Source organism: Vibrio sp. KUL70 (assembly GCF_059725515.1).
Genome location: NZ_AP045834.1, coordinates 2451777 through 2471543, shown reverse-complemented (window position 1 = coordinate 2471543; position 19767 = coordinate 2451777). Strand labels below are relative to the sequence as shown.

Annotated in this window: 17 protein-coding genes and 1 pseudogene; 14 read left to right on the top strand and 4 right to left on the bottom strand. The window is 45.5% G+C overall.

Annotation, left to right across the window (positions count from 1 at the left end):
• Positions 1 to 51 precede the first annotated feature (51 nt).
• The 3 genes from nlpI (at position 52) to AC6I7V_RS10910 (ending at position 2979) form a co-directional block, all read left to right on the top strand.
• A complete protein-coding gene (nlpI, locus tag AC6I7V_RS10920; RefSeq protein WP_255229990.1) occupies positions 52 to 972 on the top strand; it encodes a lipoprotein NlpI in 921 nt (306 codons plus the stop codon).
• 135 nt (positions 973 to 1107) lie between these two features.
• Positions 1108 to 1515 (top strand): MarR family winged helix-turn-helix transcriptional regulator, encoded by a 408-nt coding sequence (locus AC6I7V_RS10915; protein WP_498010881.1) that lies wholly within the window; start codon positions 1108 to 1110, stop codon positions 1513 to 1515.
• 126 nt (positions 1516 to 1641) lie between these two features.
• On the top strand, positions 1642 to 2979 hold the full coding sequence (locus AC6I7V_RS10910) for an MATE family efflux transporter (protein ID WP_498010880.1): 1338 nt from the start codon (positions 1642 to 1644) through the stop codon (positions 2977 to 2979).
• Between the two features lie 86 nt (positions 2980 to 3065).
• Here AC6I7V_RS10910 and AC6I7V_RS10905 read toward each other — a convergent pair whose 3' ends face one another.
• From AC6I7V_RS10905 to AC6I7V_RS10895, 3 genes are all read right to left on the bottom strand, one after another.
• A complete protein-coding gene (locus tag AC6I7V_RS10905) occupies positions 3066 to 3944 on the bottom strand; it encodes a U32 family peptidase (protein ID WP_498010879.1) in 879 nt (292 codons plus the stop codon).
• 17 nt (positions 3945 to 3961) lie between these two features.
• Complete coding sequence (gene ubiU, locus AC6I7V_RS10900) at positions 3962 to 4975, bottom strand: ubiquinone anaerobic biosynthesis protein UbiU (RefSeq protein ID WP_498010877.1); 1014 nt, start codon at positions 4973 to 4975, stop codon at positions 3962 to 3964.
• Positions 4976 to 5113: 138 nt separating this feature from the next.
• On the bottom strand, positions 5114 to 7153 hold the full coding sequence (locus tag AC6I7V_RS10895; protein ID WP_255229993.1) for a sensor domain-containing protein: 2040 nt from the start codon (positions 7151 to 7153) through the stop codon (positions 5114 to 5116).
• Between the two features lie 260 nt (positions 7154 to 7413).
• Here AC6I7V_RS10895 and ubiT point away from each other — a divergent pair, with 260 nt between their 5' ends.
• From ubiT to rimI, 4 genes are all read left to right on the top strand, one after another.
• Positions 7414 to 7941, top strand: coding sequence for a ubiquinone anaerobic biosynthesis accessory factor UbiT (ubiT, locus tag AC6I7V_RS10890; protein WP_255229994.1), 528 nt, complete (start codon positions 7414 to 7416; stop codon positions 7939 to 7941).
• Positions 7925 to 8428, top strand: a complete 504-nt coding sequence (locus AC6I7V_RS10885; RefSeq protein WP_255229995.1) for a GNAT family N-acetyltransferase — start codon at positions 7925 to 7927, stop codon at positions 8426 to 8428. Before ubiT ends, AC6I7V_RS10885 begins: the two co-directional genes overlap by 17 nt.
• Positions 8429 to 8574: 146 nt before the next feature.
• Positions 8575 to 8973: a DNA polymerase III subunit psi gene (locus AC6I7V_RS10880; protein ID WP_498010876.1), complete on the top strand. Its 399-nt coding sequence runs from the start codon at positions 8575 to 8577 to the stop codon at positions 8971 to 8973.
• Entirely contained in the window at positions 8966 to 9412 is a 447-nt protein-coding gene (rimI, locus tag AC6I7V_RS10875) for a ribosomal protein S18-alanine N-acetyltransferase (protein WP_255229998.1), read from the top strand. Before AC6I7V_RS10880 ends, rimI begins: the two co-directional genes overlap by 8 nt.
• A gap of 87 nt (positions 9413 to 9499) precedes the next feature.
• Here rimI and AC6I7V_RS10870 read toward each other — a convergent pair whose 3' ends face one another.
• Positions 9500 to 10525, bottom strand: a complete 1026-nt coding sequence (locus AC6I7V_RS10870) for a PstS family phosphate ABC transporter substrate-binding protein (protein ID WP_498010875.1) — start codon at positions 10523 to 10525, stop codon at positions 9500 to 9502.
• Positions 10526 to 10688: 163 nt separating this feature from the next.
• Here AC6I7V_RS10870 and AC6I7V_RS10865 point away from each other — a divergent pair, with 163 nt between their 5' ends.
• The 7 genes and pseudogenes from AC6I7V_RS10865 to deoA all read left to right on the top strand — a co-directional run bounded on the left by AC6I7V_RS10865 (position 10689) and on the right by deoA (position 19726).
• On the top strand, positions 10689 to 12701 hold the full coding sequence (locus AC6I7V_RS10865) for a putative bifunctional diguanylate cyclase/phosphodiesterase (RefSeq protein ID WP_255230000.1): 2013 nt from the start codon (positions 10689 to 10691) through the stop codon (positions 12699 to 12701).
• A gap of 145 nt (positions 12702 to 12846) precedes the next feature.
• Positions 12847 to 14427 carry a peptide chain release factor 3 gene (gene prfC / locus AC6I7V_RS10860; RefSeq protein ID WP_255230001.1) on the top strand — a complete coding sequence of 527 codons (1581 nt, stop codon included), beginning with the start codon at positions 12847 to 12849 and terminating at the stop codon, positions 14425 to 14427.
• Positions 14428 to 14535: 108 nt separating this feature from the next.
• A pseudogene (locus AC6I7V_RS10855) lies at positions 14536 to 14731 on the top strand (DUF5363 family protein).
• Positions 14670 to 15470 (top strand): TatD family hydrolase, encoded by an 801-nt coding sequence (locus AC6I7V_RS10850; protein ID WP_498010874.1) that lies wholly within the window; start codon positions 14670 to 14672, stop codon positions 15468 to 15470. The pseudogene AC6I7V_RS10855 and the gene AC6I7V_RS10850 overlap by 62 nt, the downstream one beginning before the upstream one ends.
• A 204-nt stretch (positions 15471 to 15674) precedes the next feature.
• Positions 15675 to 16937 (top strand): NupC/NupG family nucleoside CNT transporter, encoded by a 1263-nt coding sequence (locus AC6I7V_RS10845; RefSeq protein ID WP_372064852.1) that lies wholly within the window; start codon positions 15675 to 15677, stop codon positions 16935 to 16937.
• Positions 16938 to 17492: 555 nt separating this feature from the next.
• Positions 17493 to 18269, top strand: a complete 777-nt coding sequence (deoC, locus tag AC6I7V_RS10840) for a deoxyribose-phosphate aldolase (protein WP_032551567.1) — start codon at positions 17493 to 17495, stop codon at positions 18267 to 18269.
• Between the two features lie 98 nt (positions 18270 to 18367).
• Positions 18368 to 19726: a thymidine phosphorylase gene (gene deoA, locus AC6I7V_RS10835; protein WP_498010872.1), complete on the top strand. Its 1359-nt coding sequence runs from the start codon at positions 18368 to 18370 to the stop codon at positions 19724 to 19726.
• The last annotated feature ends 41 nt before the right edge of the window (positions 19727 to 19767 follow it).

Sequence of the window (19767 nt, the reverse complement as noted above, 5' to 3'; positions counted from 1 at the left end):
GGGAGCATATCGCTCCCTTTTTTATTGCGGTCATAACAGGAGTAAGTATTTGTGAAATGGTTTCAAACCGCGAGTCTGTCTCTGCTGCTTGTTTTAACAGGTTGTGCATCGACAATGGACGGTTCAGCTCAGCGCTGGGTCTATCCACCTATGGCTGTGCCACTGCAGCCGAGTGTGCAGCAAGAAGTACAGATAGCTCGTTTATCTCAACTGTTACAAAGACCTGACCTTGGTGATGACGTTCGCGCTAAGATGCTTTTTGAGCGTGGCAACTATTACGACAGCGTCGGTTTGCGAGATCTCGCTCGACTCGATTTTAATCAGTCTTTGTCTTTGAATCCGGCACAACCTGATATCTTCAATCTATTAGGTGTTTACTTTACCCAAGTGGGTGAGTTTGATGCGGCTTATGAGTCATTCGATTCAACACTTGAGCTTGATCCAAGCAACTCATACGCAGAGCGTAACCGTGCCATTGCTCTCTACTATGGCGAGCGCTACGAGTTGTCAAACGAAGAGATGCTTAAGCATTATAACGATGATCCAAGTGATCCATTTCGAGCACTATGGCTTTACATTATTCAGACTGAGCTAACGCCAGAACAAGCACTAAAAGATCTGCAGTCACGCTACCAAGATCGTGATGAGCAGTGGGGCTGGGTACTGGTTGCGATTATGCTCGATGAGATTTCAGAAGAGCAGGCATTCAAAGCGATCTTGAGTGGCACTCGTGACAACACACTGTTGGCGCAGCGCTTAACCGAGACCTACTTCTACTTAGGTAAGCGTTATCATTTACGTGGTGACTACGCGAATGCGATCTCTCTTTATAAGTTAGCGGTTTCATTTAATGTCTATGAGTATGTAGAGCACCGTTACTCTTTCCTTGAGCTTGGTCGAATCTTTATGGACCTTAAGGAAGAGCGTCTTGCTCAGGCTAAGCTAGAACAGGCAAAAGCTGAAGAGAACTAGTCCTTTCAATAGATCTCAATAAAGCCGCTCTGATGAGCGGTTTTTTTATGCGGCACACTTTTTCTGATTGCAATTTAATCAACTTGGATTAAAATAGTTAGCATTGCTAATTAAATGTGAGTTATTCGAAAAACTGTGTTGAATGAGAACCTAGAAAAGATCGAGCGATTTGCATCGAAAATATGGCGAACGCAATCGAAAGAGGATCCAATTGGTCAGCTTAGCTTTAATGAGTATGACTACCTCAAGGTCATTGAGGCGGCGAAAGAGCCCATTCGATTGACTGATCTTGCAGAAGAGATGCAAGTGACCAAACCCTCTGCGACCACTATGGTGCAGCGCTTGGAGCGAAAAGGGTTAGTCGAGCGACTGCCGAGCCCTGAAGATGCACGTTCGAAGCTAGTTGTACTCACAGCAAAAGCTGAAGCGGGCTTAGAGGAAGAGAGTAAGATCTATCAGGTTATGGCGAACACATTAGAGAGCCAGTTAAGCGAGCAAGAAATAGAGCAGCTGAACTTATTGTTGAATAAGGCCCTCAAGTAAAAATTTGACCATTTAGTTAGCTTGGTTAACTAAATGGTCAGCAGGATGAGCATAGGTTTCAGGGACAACAGAAACGTCATCACTCACTGGTTATAGTGAGATAACAGTAGAAAGTAAGAGTAGAAAATGAGTCAGTCAATCAGTCGTCAATTTTGGCGCTATACAATCCCAACCGTGGCTGCGATGTTGGTCAATGGTTTATACCAAGTGGTTGATGGTATTTTCATTGGTCGTTTTGTGGGCGCCGATGGCCTTGCCGGTATCAACGTGGCTTGGCCGGTGATAGGTTCAATCCTCGGTCTAGGCATGCTTGTTGGTGTGGGTACCGGGGCTTTAGTATCGATTCGCCAAGGGGAAAAAGATACCCAAGGAGCGAAACAGATCCTCGCCACTGGTCTTACTCTATTGTTGGCGTTGACGCCGTTAGTCGCGGGTGTTCTTTTCTTCTTTGCCGACGACTTTTTGCGTTGGCAGGGTGCGGAAGGGCGCGTCTTTGAGCTGGGTTTGCAATATCTACAGATCTTGATTGTGGGCAGTGTCTTTACCTTGGGCTCGATAGCAATGCCGTTTTTGCTGCGCAATGACGATAGCCCCAACTTAGCGACTATTTTGATGGTAGTTGGTGCCGTGATTAACATCGTACTCGACTATCTGTTTATCGCATGGCTGAACTGGGAACTGACAGGTGCCGCTTTAGCAACGGCAATCGCACAGCTAGTGGTAACAGGACTAGGTTTAGCTTACTTCTTCTCACGCAGAGCGAACCTGCGTCTGCGTTGGAGTGAACTGAGACTCAAGCTTGATGTGATTCCACAGATCTTCGCTATCGGTACGTCGAGCTTCTTTATGTACGCTTATGGCTCAATGATGGTGGCGCTACATAACGCGTTGTTTGCACAATATGGTAATCAACTGATGATTGGTGCGTATGCGATTCTTGGCTACATCGTGACGGTTTACTACCTCACAGCAGAGGGGATCGCCAATGGCATGCAACCACTCGTAAGCTACAACCACGGTGCTAAGCGTCACGACAATATTCGCCAACTGCTTAAGATTGCGATGGTAAGCTCAGTCTGTGTGGGTCTGGTCTTTATCGTTCTGTTGAACATCTTCCCAAGAGAGTTTGTATCGGTGTTTAACTCACAAGATCCGCAGCTAGTCGAATACACAGTTTTGGGGATTAGACTGCATATGTTCGCCTTGGCACTGGATGGCTTCTTAGTCGTCGCAGGTGCTTACTATCAAGCCGTAAACAAAGGCAGCAAAGCGATGTTTGTAACGGTCGGCAATATGTTGATTCAACTGCCGTTCTTGTACATTATGCCGAAGCTGTTTGGTGTGCCGGGGATCTGGATTGCTTACCCACTGTCGAACATCGCGTTGAGTGTGGTAGTGATTCTGATGTTGGTGAAAGATGTAAAGAAGCTCAATGCGCAGCCATTGCAGACAGCAACTGCGTAGTTCATTGAGAATGATCGATAAAGAAAAGGTCTAGTGAGTGCTAGACCTTTTTCGTTTTGAAAATCGCTTCGTTCTGAAAATAGCGCTTAAATGTTTTTGACTTCTAAACCCGCTAACTGATGCCAGTAACCGTTACATTGGCGGTCAGCAATTTGAATTGGGTTCTCACCCTTTTCATTAGCTTTAAAGTTATTAAGCTCAGAGAAGGTATCAATGCCCAGTGGGCTTAAACGAACCACATCAACCAAGTCATGCATATTTGGCAAATCATTGATCAGGTTGTAGCAGTAACCTGACTGGGTTTGAATACCGTTTAGGTTGAAGACGGATTGTCCTTCTTGGCTCTCTACTTGAAGACCGGTTGGGTACTTAATGCAGCAGGTCTCGCAATCGTCCTTCGCTTTGTTTTCTGCGCGAGCTGTAAAGCAGCGTGCAGAGTAGGCCAAAGGTAGGTAGCCGTGGCTGAAGACTTCCACTTCAAACTTGTTGCGAATGTTGAGCTCTTCACACTGAGTCATCACGTTTGATAACCACTCTCGAGATAACTCAACCGGCATACACCAACGAGTCATACCTTGCTTAAGAAATAGGTTCAGCGTGTGCGCATTATAGGTGTTGACCGCTGGGCCAACCACAAATGGAACCTTACTTTCACTTGCCAGCTGGACTGCCGATACATCATTGGCTTCAATCGCAAAGTCGCCATTGTCGACGTACTTCTTCATGATGTTCACTTCACTTGGAGCTTCCAACAGCGCCATCGTCGATAGTACGACTTGTTTGCCTGACGCTGACAGCTCTTTGGCGATATCCAACCAGTGCTTTGCTTTCATCTCACGGCGTTTCGAACAGACCGCTTCACCCAAATAGATGATATCAGCAGAGCTTGTCTTAGCTTGCTCATAGAAGCTCTCTACGTCTTGTTTTGGCCAAAAATAGAGCAGTGGGCCTAATGCGTATTTCATTGTGTTCTCCATCAATCCTATTGCCATTTACGGTGGTAAGCACCAAGCGTGGTTTGTGTACCTTCAGATACGTTCGCTAGAGCAGCGTTCCAAGCGGCTTCAACTTGGTAAGCTTCTGGGTTTGCTTGGTAACGATCAATGGCAGCACGCCAAGTACGAGTCACTTGTTCTACGTAAGCAGGGCTACGTTGACGGCCTTCAACTTTGACTGACGCTACGTTGGCGGCAAATAGCTCTGGCAGCATCGATAAGGTGTTGAGGCTAGTTGGCTCTTCCAGTGCGTGATAACGTTTACGTTCGCCTTCAATTTCAGCTTCAAAGCGACCCTTACACAGAGTCGGGTAGCCAGCGTTTTCACCTTGCGCATACTTATCGATCAAGATTTCATTAAGGCGAGACTCTAGCCCGGTTTCGGTCTCTTGCCAGCGAACGTATTTTGCTGGAGAGCAAGCGCCTACGGTATTTGGGGATTCCCCTGTCATGTAAGACGAAAGGTAGCAGCGCCCCTCTGCCATGATGCACAGACTACCGAAGGCAAACACTTCGAGGTCAACATCTGAAGAGATATTGCGAGAGAGCTGTTTTACTTGGTGAATAGAGAGCACGCGTGGCAGTACCACACGCTTGACGTTGAAGTTTTTGTGGTAGAAATCAATCGCTGCTGCGTTGGTCGCTGACGCTTGTACTGATAGATGTAACTCCATATGCGGGTATTTATTCGCTGCGTATTCAAGAACAGCAATATCTGCGACGATCAGCGCATCCACACCTAGCGCAGCGGCTTGGTCAACAGCATTGGTCCAGCGTTCAAAGCCATTAGGGTGAGCGAATGTGTTGAGTGCGATATGAATTTTTTTCTTGCGGTCGTGGACGTATTCAACGGCACGATCTAGCTTTTTGCCAGAGAAGTTCAAGCCAGCAAAGTGACGTGCGTTGGTATCGTCTTTGAATCCGATGTAGACAGCATCCGCACCACAGTCAATGGCTGTTTTCAAAGCAGGTAAGTTTCCTGCTGGGCATAAGAGTTCCATTTGCTCACTACCAGTAGATAAATTTGAAGCGAGCATTTTATGAAGAAATGTGAACGTCAGAATTGATGTAAGGCAGGTTTAGTCTGATAAATCTGTTTTTACTCCGTTTGAGGTAGAGAAAAACTTAAAATTGGTGGGTTAATTTTTATGGCGGCGGTTCTGGGCAAACAGCTCTTCAACTTCCTGTTTTGGCTGAGGTCGGTAGAAGTGGAAGCCCTGAATTGAGCTACAGTTGAGGTTTGATAGGAGTGTCGCTTGCTCGCTAGTTTCAACACCTTCAGCAACCACTGTTAGGTTGAGAGACTTACCGAGGTTGATGATGTTCTCTATCACTGTGACTTGCTTTGGTAGAGTGTCAATGTCGGTGATAAAGGCGCGGTCTATTTTTAACTCGTCGATAGGGAAGCGAGCCAAATACGAAAGTGAAGAGTAACCTGTTCCAAAGTCATCAATCGAGAGGGCAAAGCCAAGTTTTTTAATGGCGTTGAGCATTTGAAGTGTGTGCTCGCTGTCACTCATCACCGCACTTTCGGTCAGCTCAAAGGTGATGGCGCTTGGGTCTAGCTCTGTCGTTCGCAGCAGCTTTTCCATGTAGTCGATCAGTTTAGGATTACCAAATTGCTCCGGCGAAAGGTTGATCGCAACACGTCCTGGTAAGATCCCTTGGATCTTCCAACGCTTAACTGTTGCAAACACCTCGCGCATCACCACTCGGCCTAGTTGTTCAATCAAGCCAGCACGCTCAGCCACAGGGATAAACGCGGCAGGACTGATGTAGCCTTCGACGGGGTGCTTCCAACGTACCAAGGCTTCTGCACCATTGATGGTAAAGTCACGGGCATTGACCTTAGGTTGATACCAAACCTCCAGACCGTTTTGCTGCAGTGCTTTCTGAAGTTCGATTTCAAGCCAGAGACGCATACGAGCCTCTTTGTTCATCTGCTCATTGAACTTAATCAGGCGATTACGACCTCGGTCTTTGGCTTCATACATTGCGGTATCGGCATTTTGTAGCAAGATACGCGCATCGGTGCCATCTTGAGGGAAGTTGACGCTGCCGATAGAGCAAGCTAAGCGTTTGCTAAAATGGTGAAGATCGAACGGTTGGTTGATCAGAGCAATGATCTTTTCGGCTAGAGTTTCAACGGTCTTTTTGTTCTCCGGCTCCGGCAGAATGATACCAAATTCATCCCCCCCTAAATGGCCGACAACAGCGCGCCTTGGCAGCAGGCGTTTAAGTCGAGATGCGACCTCTTTTATCACCTTATCACCAATGTGATGACCGAGTGAGTCATTGATATTTTTAAAGTTATCAATGTCTAAGTACAACATCACCACTGGCGTCTCATTATGAATAAACTGCTCTAATCGCTTCGTGAAACCAACACGGTTATACAACTTAGTCAGGTCGTCAATGTAGGCATCTTCATTTATGTTGGTAGTGAGCGTTTTCGGTGCTTCTTGCGCATCTTGAATCAAGACTAATTGGGTAGTACTACCCAATAGCGCAGTTGAATCAATATGCAACTGAACCTTGCGTTCAAACCCACAGCGCGCGCCAGTTAAGCACACCAAACCAGACTCAGAAACAATAGAGCTCAGCTTATTGTTGAAGACTGTTTTGGTTTGCTCATCAATGAATAGGCGTCCTAGCTCTTCGCCGAGCAGCTCTGATGGAGAGTTGAAGCCGAGCAAGCGAGCAGCCGCTGGGTTAGAAGAGAGAATGAAATCATCTTCGACAAGAAGAAGACCGTCAGGCAACAAGTGGGTTAGCTTATGGAACTTGGCTTCAGACTCTTCGAGTGAACGGACAAGTACTTGATTTTCTGATGTATCAAAGGCGTGAAAAACAATGTAATCGGTGTCTTTTCCGTTAGACAGAGGTGCTAGGCTAAAGTGAAGGCTGGTATCGAGGTCGGTTTCGTTGAGAGTAATTTCAGCCTCAATGGACTCACCCTTAAAGGCGCGTTCGTAATATGGTTTAAGGTGTTGGTAGAACTGTTCACCAAGGGTTTGGCGGTCGTTCATCCCTGTTAACTCTGATTGGTCTAACCCCGCAATATCACAGTAACGCTCATTAACTATAAAATAGTTATGCTGAGCATCAAGAATAGCAAAAAAGAAAGGGCTATTTGCTGTGAGCTGTGAAAACCAATGTTGTAGTTGCTGGGGAGGCATCAAAGTACTACCAATTCTCCAAGAGCTTGAGCATTCATTATCGATGAATGTTTATTACTGAATGATGTAATTTTTGCTATTTAGTCAAAATAGCAGCGATCTTGCGACTGTCCTTAGGGTCTGAGTTACTATAACCGCGATTCCGGGGATGTTAAAGCCCAAGTATCAAACCGAAATTAATTTGATACATAACAGGAATTGAGCTTTCAACATCACTTATGATAAGTGCCATATTATTGATAAAGTTACGGATAAGTCACGTGATAAACAAGATTCGCACTCAACTAGTTCAAAATGCCGCATCAATTTTGCGATCTCCAGTCCAGTTATTGCCAAAAACAGTACAAAAAAGAGCCTTGTTAGAAGCGCTAAAAAATGTGTTTAAGGAAGCGCTGGAAGATGGCGACTTTGAATTTCTTGAAGAGAAGTGGTTAAAAGTGTCGATTAAAGATATGGGGTTGAGTTGGTGTATCAGCTATAGAGATGAGCAACTGATTGTTGCAGATAAAGAAGTAATAGAAGATGTCAGCTTTAGCGGTAGTCTGAACGACCTTGTATTGATCGCTGGACGCAAAGAGGACCCAGATACTTTGTTCTTCCAGCGCCGTCTTTCTATCGAAGGTGATACCGAGCTGGGCCTAGAGGTGAAGAACCTGATGGACAGCGTAGATTTAGACCTTCTTCCGGCTCCAATGAAAATGTTATTGAATCAATTAGCTGATTTTGTGCAGAAGGGGGTACAATCACCTCAGACACAAAATGAGGTAATGAATGCTTATTCGAACTGAGGCACCTGCAGATATACTTGCAATTGACCGCTTGCTGAAATCTGTTTTTGAAACCGATGCAGAAGCGAACCTAGTGATGAGCCTACGTGAAAACAGTCATCTGACACTCTCTTTGGTGGCGTGCTCTGATGAAGGTGAAGTGGTTGGCCATGTGATGTTTAGCCCACTGACACTAAAGGGCGAAGATCATAACTGGCAGGGCTTAGCGCCATTAGCTGTGCGCGAGGACTTTCGTGGTCAAGGCATTGCTCACTCTTTGATGGAAGAGGCTTTTTCGTCACTGCGCGATTTTGGTTATCCAGCTTGTGTGGTTCTGGGCGATCCAAGCTTTTACAGTAAGGCCGGTTTTAAGGCTGCGAGTGAGTTTGGTTTTCAGTGCCGTTGGGATGTGCCTGAAGGCGCCTTTCAAGCGATTGAGCTGGTGGAAGGTGCGTTTTCTGGACACAGTGGTACCATTGAGTACAGCCCTGAGTTTAATGAGCTCTAGGCGAGCGTAACCCTCATCGACTTCGCCAGCACATAAGATGCGGATAGAAGAAACGTGACCAATAGAGATAAAGGAGCTTGATGCTCCTTTATTTTTTGTTAGTATCAGCTCGATTCAACCTTGGGCTCCGTCAGATAGGCACAGACATGTCACAGATTCATGCGCAGTATTTACAGGAAATGGGAATTACTCAGTGGGAACTGAGCCACCCTGAACGCTTGGCCGGTTATCAGACCGAGCTCGTTAAACTACCTGAAACATGCCAGTTACTATTGGTTTCACCAGAAAAGCCGCAAGGCGCGCTAGCTGAGATGTTTGAGCGAGTGCTAAAAAGCATTAAATTGGATCTATCACAAGCGCAGTATATCCATCCAAGTGAACTGAACCATTTTGATTTAACTTCACCGCAGTGGGTGTGGTTTGCTGGGTGTGAATCCGATACTGATATCACAGCTAAGACGCTGCAATCTCCCCTGTTATCTCTGATTGATGGTAATAACCAGCAACGTCGCGCTCTATGGCAGCAAATTTGTTCTTATGAATAGTCAATTTATTAGTATGTCAGACTCGCACCTCAACGCGATCTGGCAGATTGAGCAGCAAGCTCATACTCATCCTTGGTCACAAAACATGATTCGCGATCTCGACAGTCGAGGTGGTTGCCATCATGTAATGCTGGTCGATGACGAAGTTGTCGGGTACTTCTACGCACAAAACATTGTTGGCGAAGTAACGTTACTGAATATTGCGGTTGCTCCTCATCACCAAGGTAAGGGATATGGCAAAGCACTGATTGAGCACTTTCTGTTGGTGTGCGAAAAAGCGAAAGCAGAGAGTGCATGGCTCGAAGTTCGCGAAAGTAACACTAACGCATTTGGTTTGTACGAGTGGGTTGGTTTTAATGAGGTGGATCGTCGCCGTAACTATTACCCAACAACAACAGGCAAAGAAGACGCGATTATCATGAGCTACATCTTCTTCTAATGATTTACTCGACAATATCGAAATCAGTAGAGCTCAACTTCGGTTGGGCTTTTTGTTGTCTGATGTTTCTGAAACTAAGACAGACGTTTACTTACGTTCCATAAAGTGTTCGAAATTGGTACTCAGCTCTTTACTATTAAATACCGAGCCAATGGTTTGATCTTCAAAGATTGATTGGGCAGCGCTCTGCATTTTCGGGGAGAGTGGAATATAGCCAGCCGTGCTCACGACATACGATAAATGTTTTTGATTCAAGTAGTGTTCGATGAACTGATTGACGGAATGTCGGTTAACGGCTGCTTTGTTGACGTAGATAAACAGTGGCCGAGACAGTGAGCTGTACTGGCCACTGGTGACACTATTGATACTTGGAGCAATCGCCTGCTGCTCGTCATTGGAAATTGAAACAGCCTTGAGTTGGGTTTGATTGTTTTGGTAATAAGCAAAGCCTAAAAATGCCAACGCATTTGGGTCGGTAGCGACCTTTGAGGCCAATAGATAATCGTCTTCATTGGCGATGTGGTCACCGCGCAACTCGTCGCCATTGAGAACAACGTTGGTAAAGTAGTCGTAAGTCCCTGAGTCGCTTCCTGGAGCATAGAGCTTGATCGGCTCTGCTGGGAAGCTTGGATTGAGCTGATGCCAATGCGTAATGGTTTTCTCAGAAGAGGGGTGCCATAAGGTTGCCAGCTCCTCAAGGGATAGGTGTTGTAACCACTCGTTGTCTTTACTGACCACGAGTGTGATCGCATCAAGTGCGATAGGCAGTTCTAAAAACTCAATACCGTTTTCTCGACACAGGGCTTTTTCTTGCGTTTTGATAGGGCGAGAGGCGTTAGATATATCCGTCTTACCACGACAAAACTTGCGAAATCCGCCCCCTGTTCCAGTGACACCAACCACTATCTGGGCGACTTCTTCTTGCTGGGCCATAAACTGCTGAGCGAATTGACGAGTGATGGGGTAAACCGTGCTTGAACCTTCGATCTTGATCAGATCTTTTGTCATGCCCATCGTTGGCCATAGAGACAAAAAGATAACAGTGGTGATTGCTTTGTGTAAGAACCTTTCCATCATAGTGTACGTTACGCTTCTCTCGGCCAGCATTGTCATATTTAATCGAGCTAAAGAAATATACGTTGCGTAACTTGGTTATACAATGCACATTCTTCAATATTCATCAAAACTTCATAAGCAACTGAATTGTTTACTTATTCATTAATTTGAAACATTGATGGATTAAGGTCGATGTATTACTCATCCTTTTATCCTGATTATGTTGTTCCCCAAAGTACTAAATAAGCGAAAGTTCTTATTCACCTCTCTATTGGCGTTGCTGGTGGTCGCGTCAACCACAGTTCTCGTGATGCAATCAACCAACCTTTTGGTTAAAAAATCCCCCCTTGCAGAAGCCGCTGCTGAGATAAAGATCAACGGCTCTCTGGCTTACTTATGGTTCGATGAGATTGTTTCCGGCGATACAACCCAATCGATCCAAGAGGTCTGGTACTACCTAGAGATTGCGGATTGGCATGTAGGGGCGTTGCTCGATGGGGGAGAGAGCATCATGGGTAGTTATCAAGCGATCAGCGATCCCGAACTTCGAGAGCGATTGATGATGCTGCGTCAAACGCTGGCTGAGTTTCGTCAATATGCGGGTTCGCATTATCAGCAATCGGTTTTAGAGACACCGTCATTGGGGTTAAAAACTGACGAGTATTATCTCGATTTCGCTAGTCAGGCAGATGAGATTCAACGCGTAATCAAAACCAGCTATGAATCCGGCATTGCGAGCTACACCAAAACCAGTATTACTCTAATTATTGCCGCCGTTTTTATCGCTGTGTACTCACTTCGTGTTCAGTTTAAATATGAGCAGAGCCGAGATTTGCTATTGAAATCGCTTACGGATGCCAAGTCATCGATTGAGCTCAAGAACAAGCAGTTACATACTCAAGCCTATTTCGATCCTTTGACCGAATTACCCAATCGTACTCTGTTTCTCGATAGGCTTGGACAGTCGATACTCAATGCTCAGCAGACTCAACGCCCATTCGCACTATTATTCCTCGACCTTGATCATTTTAAAGAGGTTAACGATCTCTATGGTCATGCTGCGGGTGATGAACTATTAAAGCAGGTCGCGCAGCGCATAACACAGTCGATTCGAGTAACGGATCTATCAGCGAGATTTAGCGGTGATGAATTTGTCATTGTTTTGGAACACTTGCGCGACGTCGATATGGCGGTGAGTGTAGCGAACAAGATCGCCTCGAAGTTGATTAAGCGTCTAAGAGAGCCTTTCACACTGAAACATGGCATTGCAGAAGTTACAGCGAGTATTGGTATCTCGATTTACCCGGATGATAGTACCTCTCAGCACTCACTGATCCGTTATGCTGATGACGCGATGTATCATGCTAAGTCATCAGGGAAAAACAATTTTCAGTTCTACTCAAAAGAGCTCAACTATATTGCGATGTCGCAGAAAGAGTTGGAACGCGAATTAAGACAAGCGGTCGATAAACAGCAGTTTGAAATTCACTACTTACCCAAATGGGCATTAAAATCGAGGGACGTGAAAGGGGTTGAAGCACTTGTACGCTGGAATCACCCGACTAAAGGTTTGATGTGTCCGAATGATTTTATTCCTGTAGCAGAAGCAACCGGGCAAATTCGTCAGATAGATCTGTTGGTAGCAGAAATGGCGTTGGCACAACACAAAAACTGGCTTACTCGCGGTATTGATATTGGTGTGATGAGCTTTAACATCTCAGCTCGCAGCTTGAAACATCCTCAGTTCTTTGATGCGTTGAAGCGTGTGATCATCTCCAGTGGTGTGGCAACACACAGAATTGAAGTGGAGATCACCGAAACCGTGATGATAGATAATGATCAGTTTGCACAGATCATCTTTAAAGAGCTTCATCAACTTGGTGTTCGTATCGCGCTTGATGATTTTGGTACTGGCTTTTCATCTCTCTCTTATCTCAAAGATTTTGAATTCGATACGCTGAAGATCGATCGTAGTTTTGTGATGGACTATGTGACCAATTCAACCTCATTAGTGCTTCTCAAAAGCATGATTCAGATAGGCAATGAACTTGGGGTTGCGGTCGTCGCGGAGGGCGTAGAGACGTTGCAACAACAACGTGATCTAATGGTGATGGGGTGTGAAATAGGACAGGGCTTCTATCTTACTTCTCCTCAAACGGCTGATAAATTAATAGAGAATCTTAGGCTGAACTCTGTTTCTAATGTGGTACCTATGTCTAGCTCTCTAGGGTAGCGCACCTTCCCACACTCTAACTCTCTGACTTTTTCTAGCTCAGGCTTTAGAAAGCTGAGCGACTTCTGTATAATCCGCACACAAAATTCAAGGGCAAGTCTCAACAACTTGCCCTTTTTACGCTTTAGATCAGCAAAGGGCGACTATGTCTTTCCAACAAGAAGTGAGCAAACGTAGAACGTTTGCGATTATCTCTCACCCGGATGCGGGTAAAACCACGATTACTGAAAAGGTTCTTTTATTCGGAAACGCGATTCAAAAAGCGGGTACCGTAAAAGGCCGTGGCTCTAACCAGCATGCTAAATCTGACTGGATGGAGATGGAAAAAGAACGTGGTATCTCGGTAACCACGTCTGTGATGCAGTTCCCGTACAATGATTGCCTAGTAAACCTACTAGATACTCCGGGACACGAAGACTTCTCGGAAGATACCTACCGTACACTAACGGCTGTTGACTCATGTCTTATGGTTATCGATGCCGCAAAAGGTGTCGAAGACCGTACACGTAAGCTAATGGAAGTGACACGTCTGCGTGATACGCCAATCGTAACTTTCATGAACAAATTGGACCGTGATGTACGTGATCCAATGGAAGTTCTAGATGAAGTTGAAAGCGAGTTGGGTATGGCGTGCGCACCCATCTCTTGGCCAATCGGTTGTGGTAAAGAGTTTAAAGGTGTTTACCACATTCACCGCGACGAGACGATCTTATACGAATCTGGCCACGGCCATGAGATCCAAGAAGTTCGAATCATCAAAGGTCTAGATAACCCAGAGTTAGATGCAGAAGTGGGTGCTGATCTAGCGGAAAGTGTTCGTGAAGAGCTTGAACTTGTCATGGGCGCGTGCCCTGAGTTCGATCATGACCTATTCCTAGCGGGCGAACTAACACCAGTTTTCTTCGGTACTGCATTGGGTAACTTTGGTGTTGACCACATGCTAGATGGCCTGACGGAATGGGCGCCAATGCCGAAAACTCGTCAAGCCGTTGAGCGTGATGTTGAAGCGACAGAAGATAAGTTCTCTGGCTTCGTATTTAAGATCCAAGCAAACATGGATCCAAAACACCGTGACCGTATCGCATTCATGCGTATCGTATCGGGTACTTATTCTCAAGGTATGAAGATGAATCATGTTCGTACTGGTAAGAATGTCAGTATCTCTGATGCGGTAACCTTCATGGCGGGTGATCGTGCTCGTGCTGAGAAAGCGTACGCGGGTGACATCATTGGTCTACATAACCACGGTACGATCCAGATTGGTGATACCTTCACTCAGGGTGAGTCACTGAAGTTCTCTGGTATTCCTAACTTTGCACCAGAACTATTCCGTCGTATCCGCCTGCGCGATCCACTAAAACAGAAGCAACTACTTAAAGGTCTAGTTCAGCTTTCTGAAGAGGGTGCGGTTCAGGTATTCCGACCACTACAGAACAACGATCTGATTGTAGGTGCGGTTGGTGTGCTTCAGTTTGACGTGGTGGTCGCTCGTTTGAAAGCGGAATACAACGTTGAAGCGATCTACGAGAGTGTCAACGTTGCAACAGCGCGTTGGGTTGAGTGTGGCGACGTTAAGAAGTTCGAAGAGTTCAAGCGTAAGAACCAGACTAACCTAGCGTTGGATGGTGGCGATAACCTAACTTACATCGCACCAACTATGGTTAACTTAAACCTAGCGTCAGAGCGTTTCCCTGACGTTGAGTTCCGTGCAACTCGCGAGCACTAATCTTATTGATGACGGTGCCAACTCACTGAGCTGGTGCTAGTCGAAGTGATTAAAAACGTCTATTGTTCTGCAATAGGCGTTTTTTTATGTTGGCCTTAAGGAGAATGGATGTTTCAAGTCATTAAACGATGGATTAAGCAGTACGATAAATGGTGTAAAGAGTTAGGGTTAACGCCAGAAAATAAGCGCAGCTGCACCCCTTATCGTAGCGATCCTCAACCTGAACCCAAAGATAAGCCGTAATGTCGATACCGCTATTCGATACCCACTGTCATCTAGACTTCGACGTCTTTTCACTTGGTGAACAAGACAGTTCTACGGCTGCTCAAGATTATCTCTCAACCGCTCGAGAGAGAGGCGTTGAGAAGGTTGTTGTACCGTCAATTGGTCAAACCAACTGGAAAAAACTCGATCGACTGAGCTTGGAACACGCCAACCTTTACTATGCGTTGGGTTTTCATCCTTACTTTCTAGCGACAGCGAATGAGAGCGAATTTGCTCAACTTGAACAGCACCTAAGTGGCGCTTCTGAACGGTGTGTTGCGATCGGGGAGTGCGGCTTAGACTTCTTTGTGGATGTGGAACTCGATAAACAGGAACGCTTTTTTATCCATCAGATACAGCTCGCGACCGCTTTTGAACTGCCTCTGATTATCCACGAACGGAAATCACATAATCGCCTTATTCAGCTTATTAAGCAGCAAAAATTCACCAATGGTGGAGTGATTCATGGTTTTTCGGGCAGCGAACAGCAAGCTTTAGAGTGGATTCGCTTAGGATTCTATATTGGTGTCGGTGGAACGATAACTTACCCAAGAGCGCAGAAAACACGCACCACAGTTGCTCGTCTTCCTCTTGAATGGGTTGTTTTAGAGACAGATGCACCGGATATGCCGATCAGTGGTCAGCAAGGAAACATTAATCATTCCAAATATTTAGTTACGATATTAAATGAACTTGTTTCGCTTAGAAAAGAGCCAAAGCAATCGATTGCAACTCAAATTTGGCAAAATAGCCATCGGCTATTCGGTATATGTGAATAAAATCTAAAGTTTTTGTTTATCGTTTGCGTGTTTTACAACCGTATCGTGACTTGGCTCACAGATGTAAATGAATGATACATGAATCTTATACCAAAGTGTGAGGACGGCATTACTTTATTAGTGGTCGCATGAGTATAATTGCCTCCGCTTTATAGCCCCATTTTGTAACACGCCAATAAATAACCAATAAGGAAGTCATAAACTATGAGCCTGTTTATGAGCCTAGTCGGTATGGTAGTACTGATTGCAATCGCAGTATTACTGTCTGACAACCGCAAAGCTATTAACTTTAGAACGGTGGGTGGCGCATTCGCTATCCAATTCGCACTTGGTGCATTCGTACTTTACATCCCTTGGGGTCGTGATCTTCTTGCAGGTTTCTCTGCAGGTGTAGCAAACGTGATCGACTACGGTAAAGACGGTACTGGTTTCCTATTCGGCAGCCTAGTTAACTTCTCGGTTGACGGTATCGGTTTCATCTTTGCATTCCAAGTACTACCAACTTTAATCTTCTTCTCTGCACTTATCTCTGTACTTTACTACATTGGTGTAATGCAATGGGTTATCAAGATTCTTGGTGGTGGCCTACAGAAAGCTCTTGGCACATCTCGTGCGGAGTCTATGTCTGCTGCAGCAAACATCTTCGTTGGTCAAACTGAAGCTCCTCTAGTTGTACGTCCTTTCGTACCTAAAATGACTCAGTCTGAACTATTCGCTGTAATGTGTGGTGGTCTAGCTTCTGTTGCTGGTGGTGTACTAGCAGGTTACGCTTCTATGGGCGTACCTCTAGAGTACCTAGTTGCTGCATCATTCATGGCAGCACCAGGTGGTCTACTATTCGCTAAGATCATCAAGCCTGAAACTGACACGCCAGATGACAACATCACTGAAGAAATGGACGGTGGCGACGACAAACCAGCTAACGTTATCGACGCAGCGGCTGGTGGTGCATCTGTTGGTCTTCAACTTGCTCTAAACGTTGGTGCAATGCTATTAGCGTTCATCGGTCTAATCGCTCTAATCAACGGTATCCTAGGTGGCATCGGTGGTTGGATTGGTTTTGAAGGCCTAACTCTTGAGTGGATCCTTGGTAAAGTATTCTCTCCACTAGCATTCATTATTGGTGTGCCATGGGCTGAAGCAGATATTGCTGGCTCATTCATCGGTCAGAAGATCGTAGTTAACGAATTCGTTGCATACCTAAACTTCGTACCTTTCGTTGGTGAAAACGCGCAAATCGTTGAAGCGACTGGTCAAGTAATGTCTGTTAAGACTCAAGCAATTATTTCGTTCGCACTATGTGGTTTCGCAAACCTTTCTTCTATCGCGATTCTACTAGGTGGTCTAGGTGGTCTAGCTCCAAACCGTCGTCACGACATCGCTCGTATGGGTGTTAAAGCGGTTATTGCTGGTACTCTATCTAACCTGATGGCAGCGACAATTGCTGGCTTCTTCCTATCTTTCTAATTAAGTAGATTAGATTATATAGACGCCACTTTAATATCGCCCCGTAGCAAGAGATTGCTGCGGGGCTTTTTTGTTTTAGGGACCGGATTATTGAGCAGTAAGTGCAGGAAACGTTGATACACAGGATGTGTTATTCACAACGATTGCTGTCATCAATAACTCGGAAACTGAATTATTTTGAGATACAAACCGTTTGCGTTCTAAGGAGCACTACAAATTATCGAAGGATACCTATAATGTATAAGCTATAGAGATAGGATTTCTCTTTTTGGCAAGAAAATGACCGCTTGTTTAATCGCAATCGTGATTCTTCTGGGATTAAGCCAAACATAGCGATACGCTATAGATGTTAGACACAACAAGGTAACTTTGTTGTGCCATAGACCAAACTGGTACTGTGCGGTGACAAGGATAGCAATTGACGGCGTAAGGCCAACAAGTCTTCAGGGAACCAAGTCCGTTCATTGGTGACTACAGAGCATTACTAAAATATCCATCTATACTGGATGGAGGGCAAAGTAGTTAACTATTTGAATATATTGATCGGAGATAGAAATGAGCGATTTAAAAGCAGCAGCTCTACGTGCACTTAAACTTATGGACCTAACTACGCTAAATGACGACGACACAACGGAAAAAGTTGTAGCGCTTTGTCACGATGCGAAGACTGCAGTGGGCAACACAGCTGCAATCTGTATTTACCCTCGCTTTATCCCAGCCGCTAAGAAGGCACTGCGTGAACAAGGTACTCCAGAAGTACGTATTGCGACTGTAACTAACTTCCCTCATGGTAACGATGACATCGAAATCGCAGTGGCTGAAACTAAAGCAGCAGTCGCTTACGGTGCAGACGAAGTAGACGTAGTATTCCCATACCGCGCTCTAATCGCTGGTAACGAAGAGGTTGGTTTCGAGCTAGTTAAACAGTGTAAAGAAGCATGTGGCGACATTACACTGAAAGTAATCATCGAAACTGGTGAGCTTAAAGAAGAAGCACTAATCAAGAAAGCATCTGAAATTTGTATCAAAGCAGGCGCTGACTTCATTAAAACTTCAACAGGTAAAGTGCCAGTAAACGCGACTCCAGAGTACGCGCGCATGATGCTTGAAGTGATCCGTGACATGGGCGTAGCTAAGACGGTTGGTTTCAAACCTGCAGGTGGTGTTCGTACTGCTGAAGATGCAGCACAATACCTAGCAATGGCTGATGACATCCTAGGCGCAGATTGGGCTGACAATATGCACTACCGTTTTGGTGCATCAAGCCTACTGACTAACCTACTAAACACATTAGAAGTAACAGACGAGACAGCTGATCCAACAGCTTACTAATTCTTAAATTGTCTGTTTGATGGAGCGGTGATTTTGCCGCTCCATATTACCTCTTTACCTTACATACCATACTCATCATGAGTGTTGGGAGGAATCTAATGTCTGAAGTATCTAATACCAAAACTCCAACTTTTCTACCTCAAGAAATTATTCGCAGAAAACGTGACGGCGAAGTGCTAACTGCTGAAGAGATCAACTTCTTCATTCAGGGCGTTGCTAAAAACACGGTTTCTGAAGGCCAAATCGCGGCATTTGCAATGGCGATCTTCTTCAACGAAATGACAATGCCAGAACGCATTGCGCTAACGTGTGCAATGCGTGATTCAGGTATGGTTATCGATTGGAGCCACATGAACTTTGATGGCCCTATCGTTGATAAACACTCTACAGGTGGTGTTGGTGACGTAACTTCACTGATGCTTGGCCCAATGGTGGCAGCATGTGGTGGTTTCGTTCCTATGATCTCTGGTCGTGGTCTTGGCCACACAGGTGGTACGCTCGATAAACTTGAGTCTATCCCTGGCTACAACATCACACCGACAAATGAAGTGTTTGGTGAAGTAACCAAAGACGCAGGTGTTGCAATTATCGGTCAAACAGGTGATCTAGCTCCTGCGGACAAGCGCGTATACGCGACGCGCGATATCACAGCGACTGTAGACAACATCTCGCTAATCACCGCTTCAATTCTTTCTAAGAAACTGGCTGCTGGCCTAGATTCTCTAGTCATGGATGTAAAAGTAGGTTCTGGCGCATTCATGCCAACTTACGAAGCGTCTGAAGAGTTGGCGAAATCTATCGTTGCTGTAGCAAACGGTGCGGGTACTAAGACAACAGCGATTCTAACTGACATGAACCAAGTTCTGGCTTCTTCTGCAGGTAATGCCGTTGAGGTACGTGAAGCGGTTCAATTCCTGACGGGTGAATACCGTAACCCTCGTCTACTTGAGATCACGCTAGCTTCATGTGCTGAAATGCTCGTGCTTGGCAACCTTGCGAAAGACTCTGAAGAGGCTCGTGGGAAGCTAATGGCGGTACTGGATAACGGTAAAGCAGCAGAGTGCTTCGGCAAGATGGTTGCAGGCCTGGGCGGTCCAGCTGACTTCGTAGAAAACTACGACAACTATCTAGAGAAAGCGGAAATCATCAAGCCAGTATACGCACTTGAAAGTGGTGTTGTATCAGCAATGGATACGCGCGCAATCGGTATGGCTGTTGTTGGCATGGGTGGCGGTCGCCGCGTTGCAACTGACAGCATCGATTACGCAGTCGGCTTCGATAACTTCATCCGTTTAGGTGAAGTAGCAAGCGAAGACAAGCCTCTTGCGGTTATTCACGCACGTAACGAACAGCAATGGCAAGAAGCGGCAACAGCCCTTCAAAATGCGATTACTGTTGGTGGTGAATACACAGCAACGCCAGACGTTTACCGTCAAATTCGTTCAGAAGACGTTTAATTAAAAAATTACACAAAGCCTGCTCACACAACATTATTCGA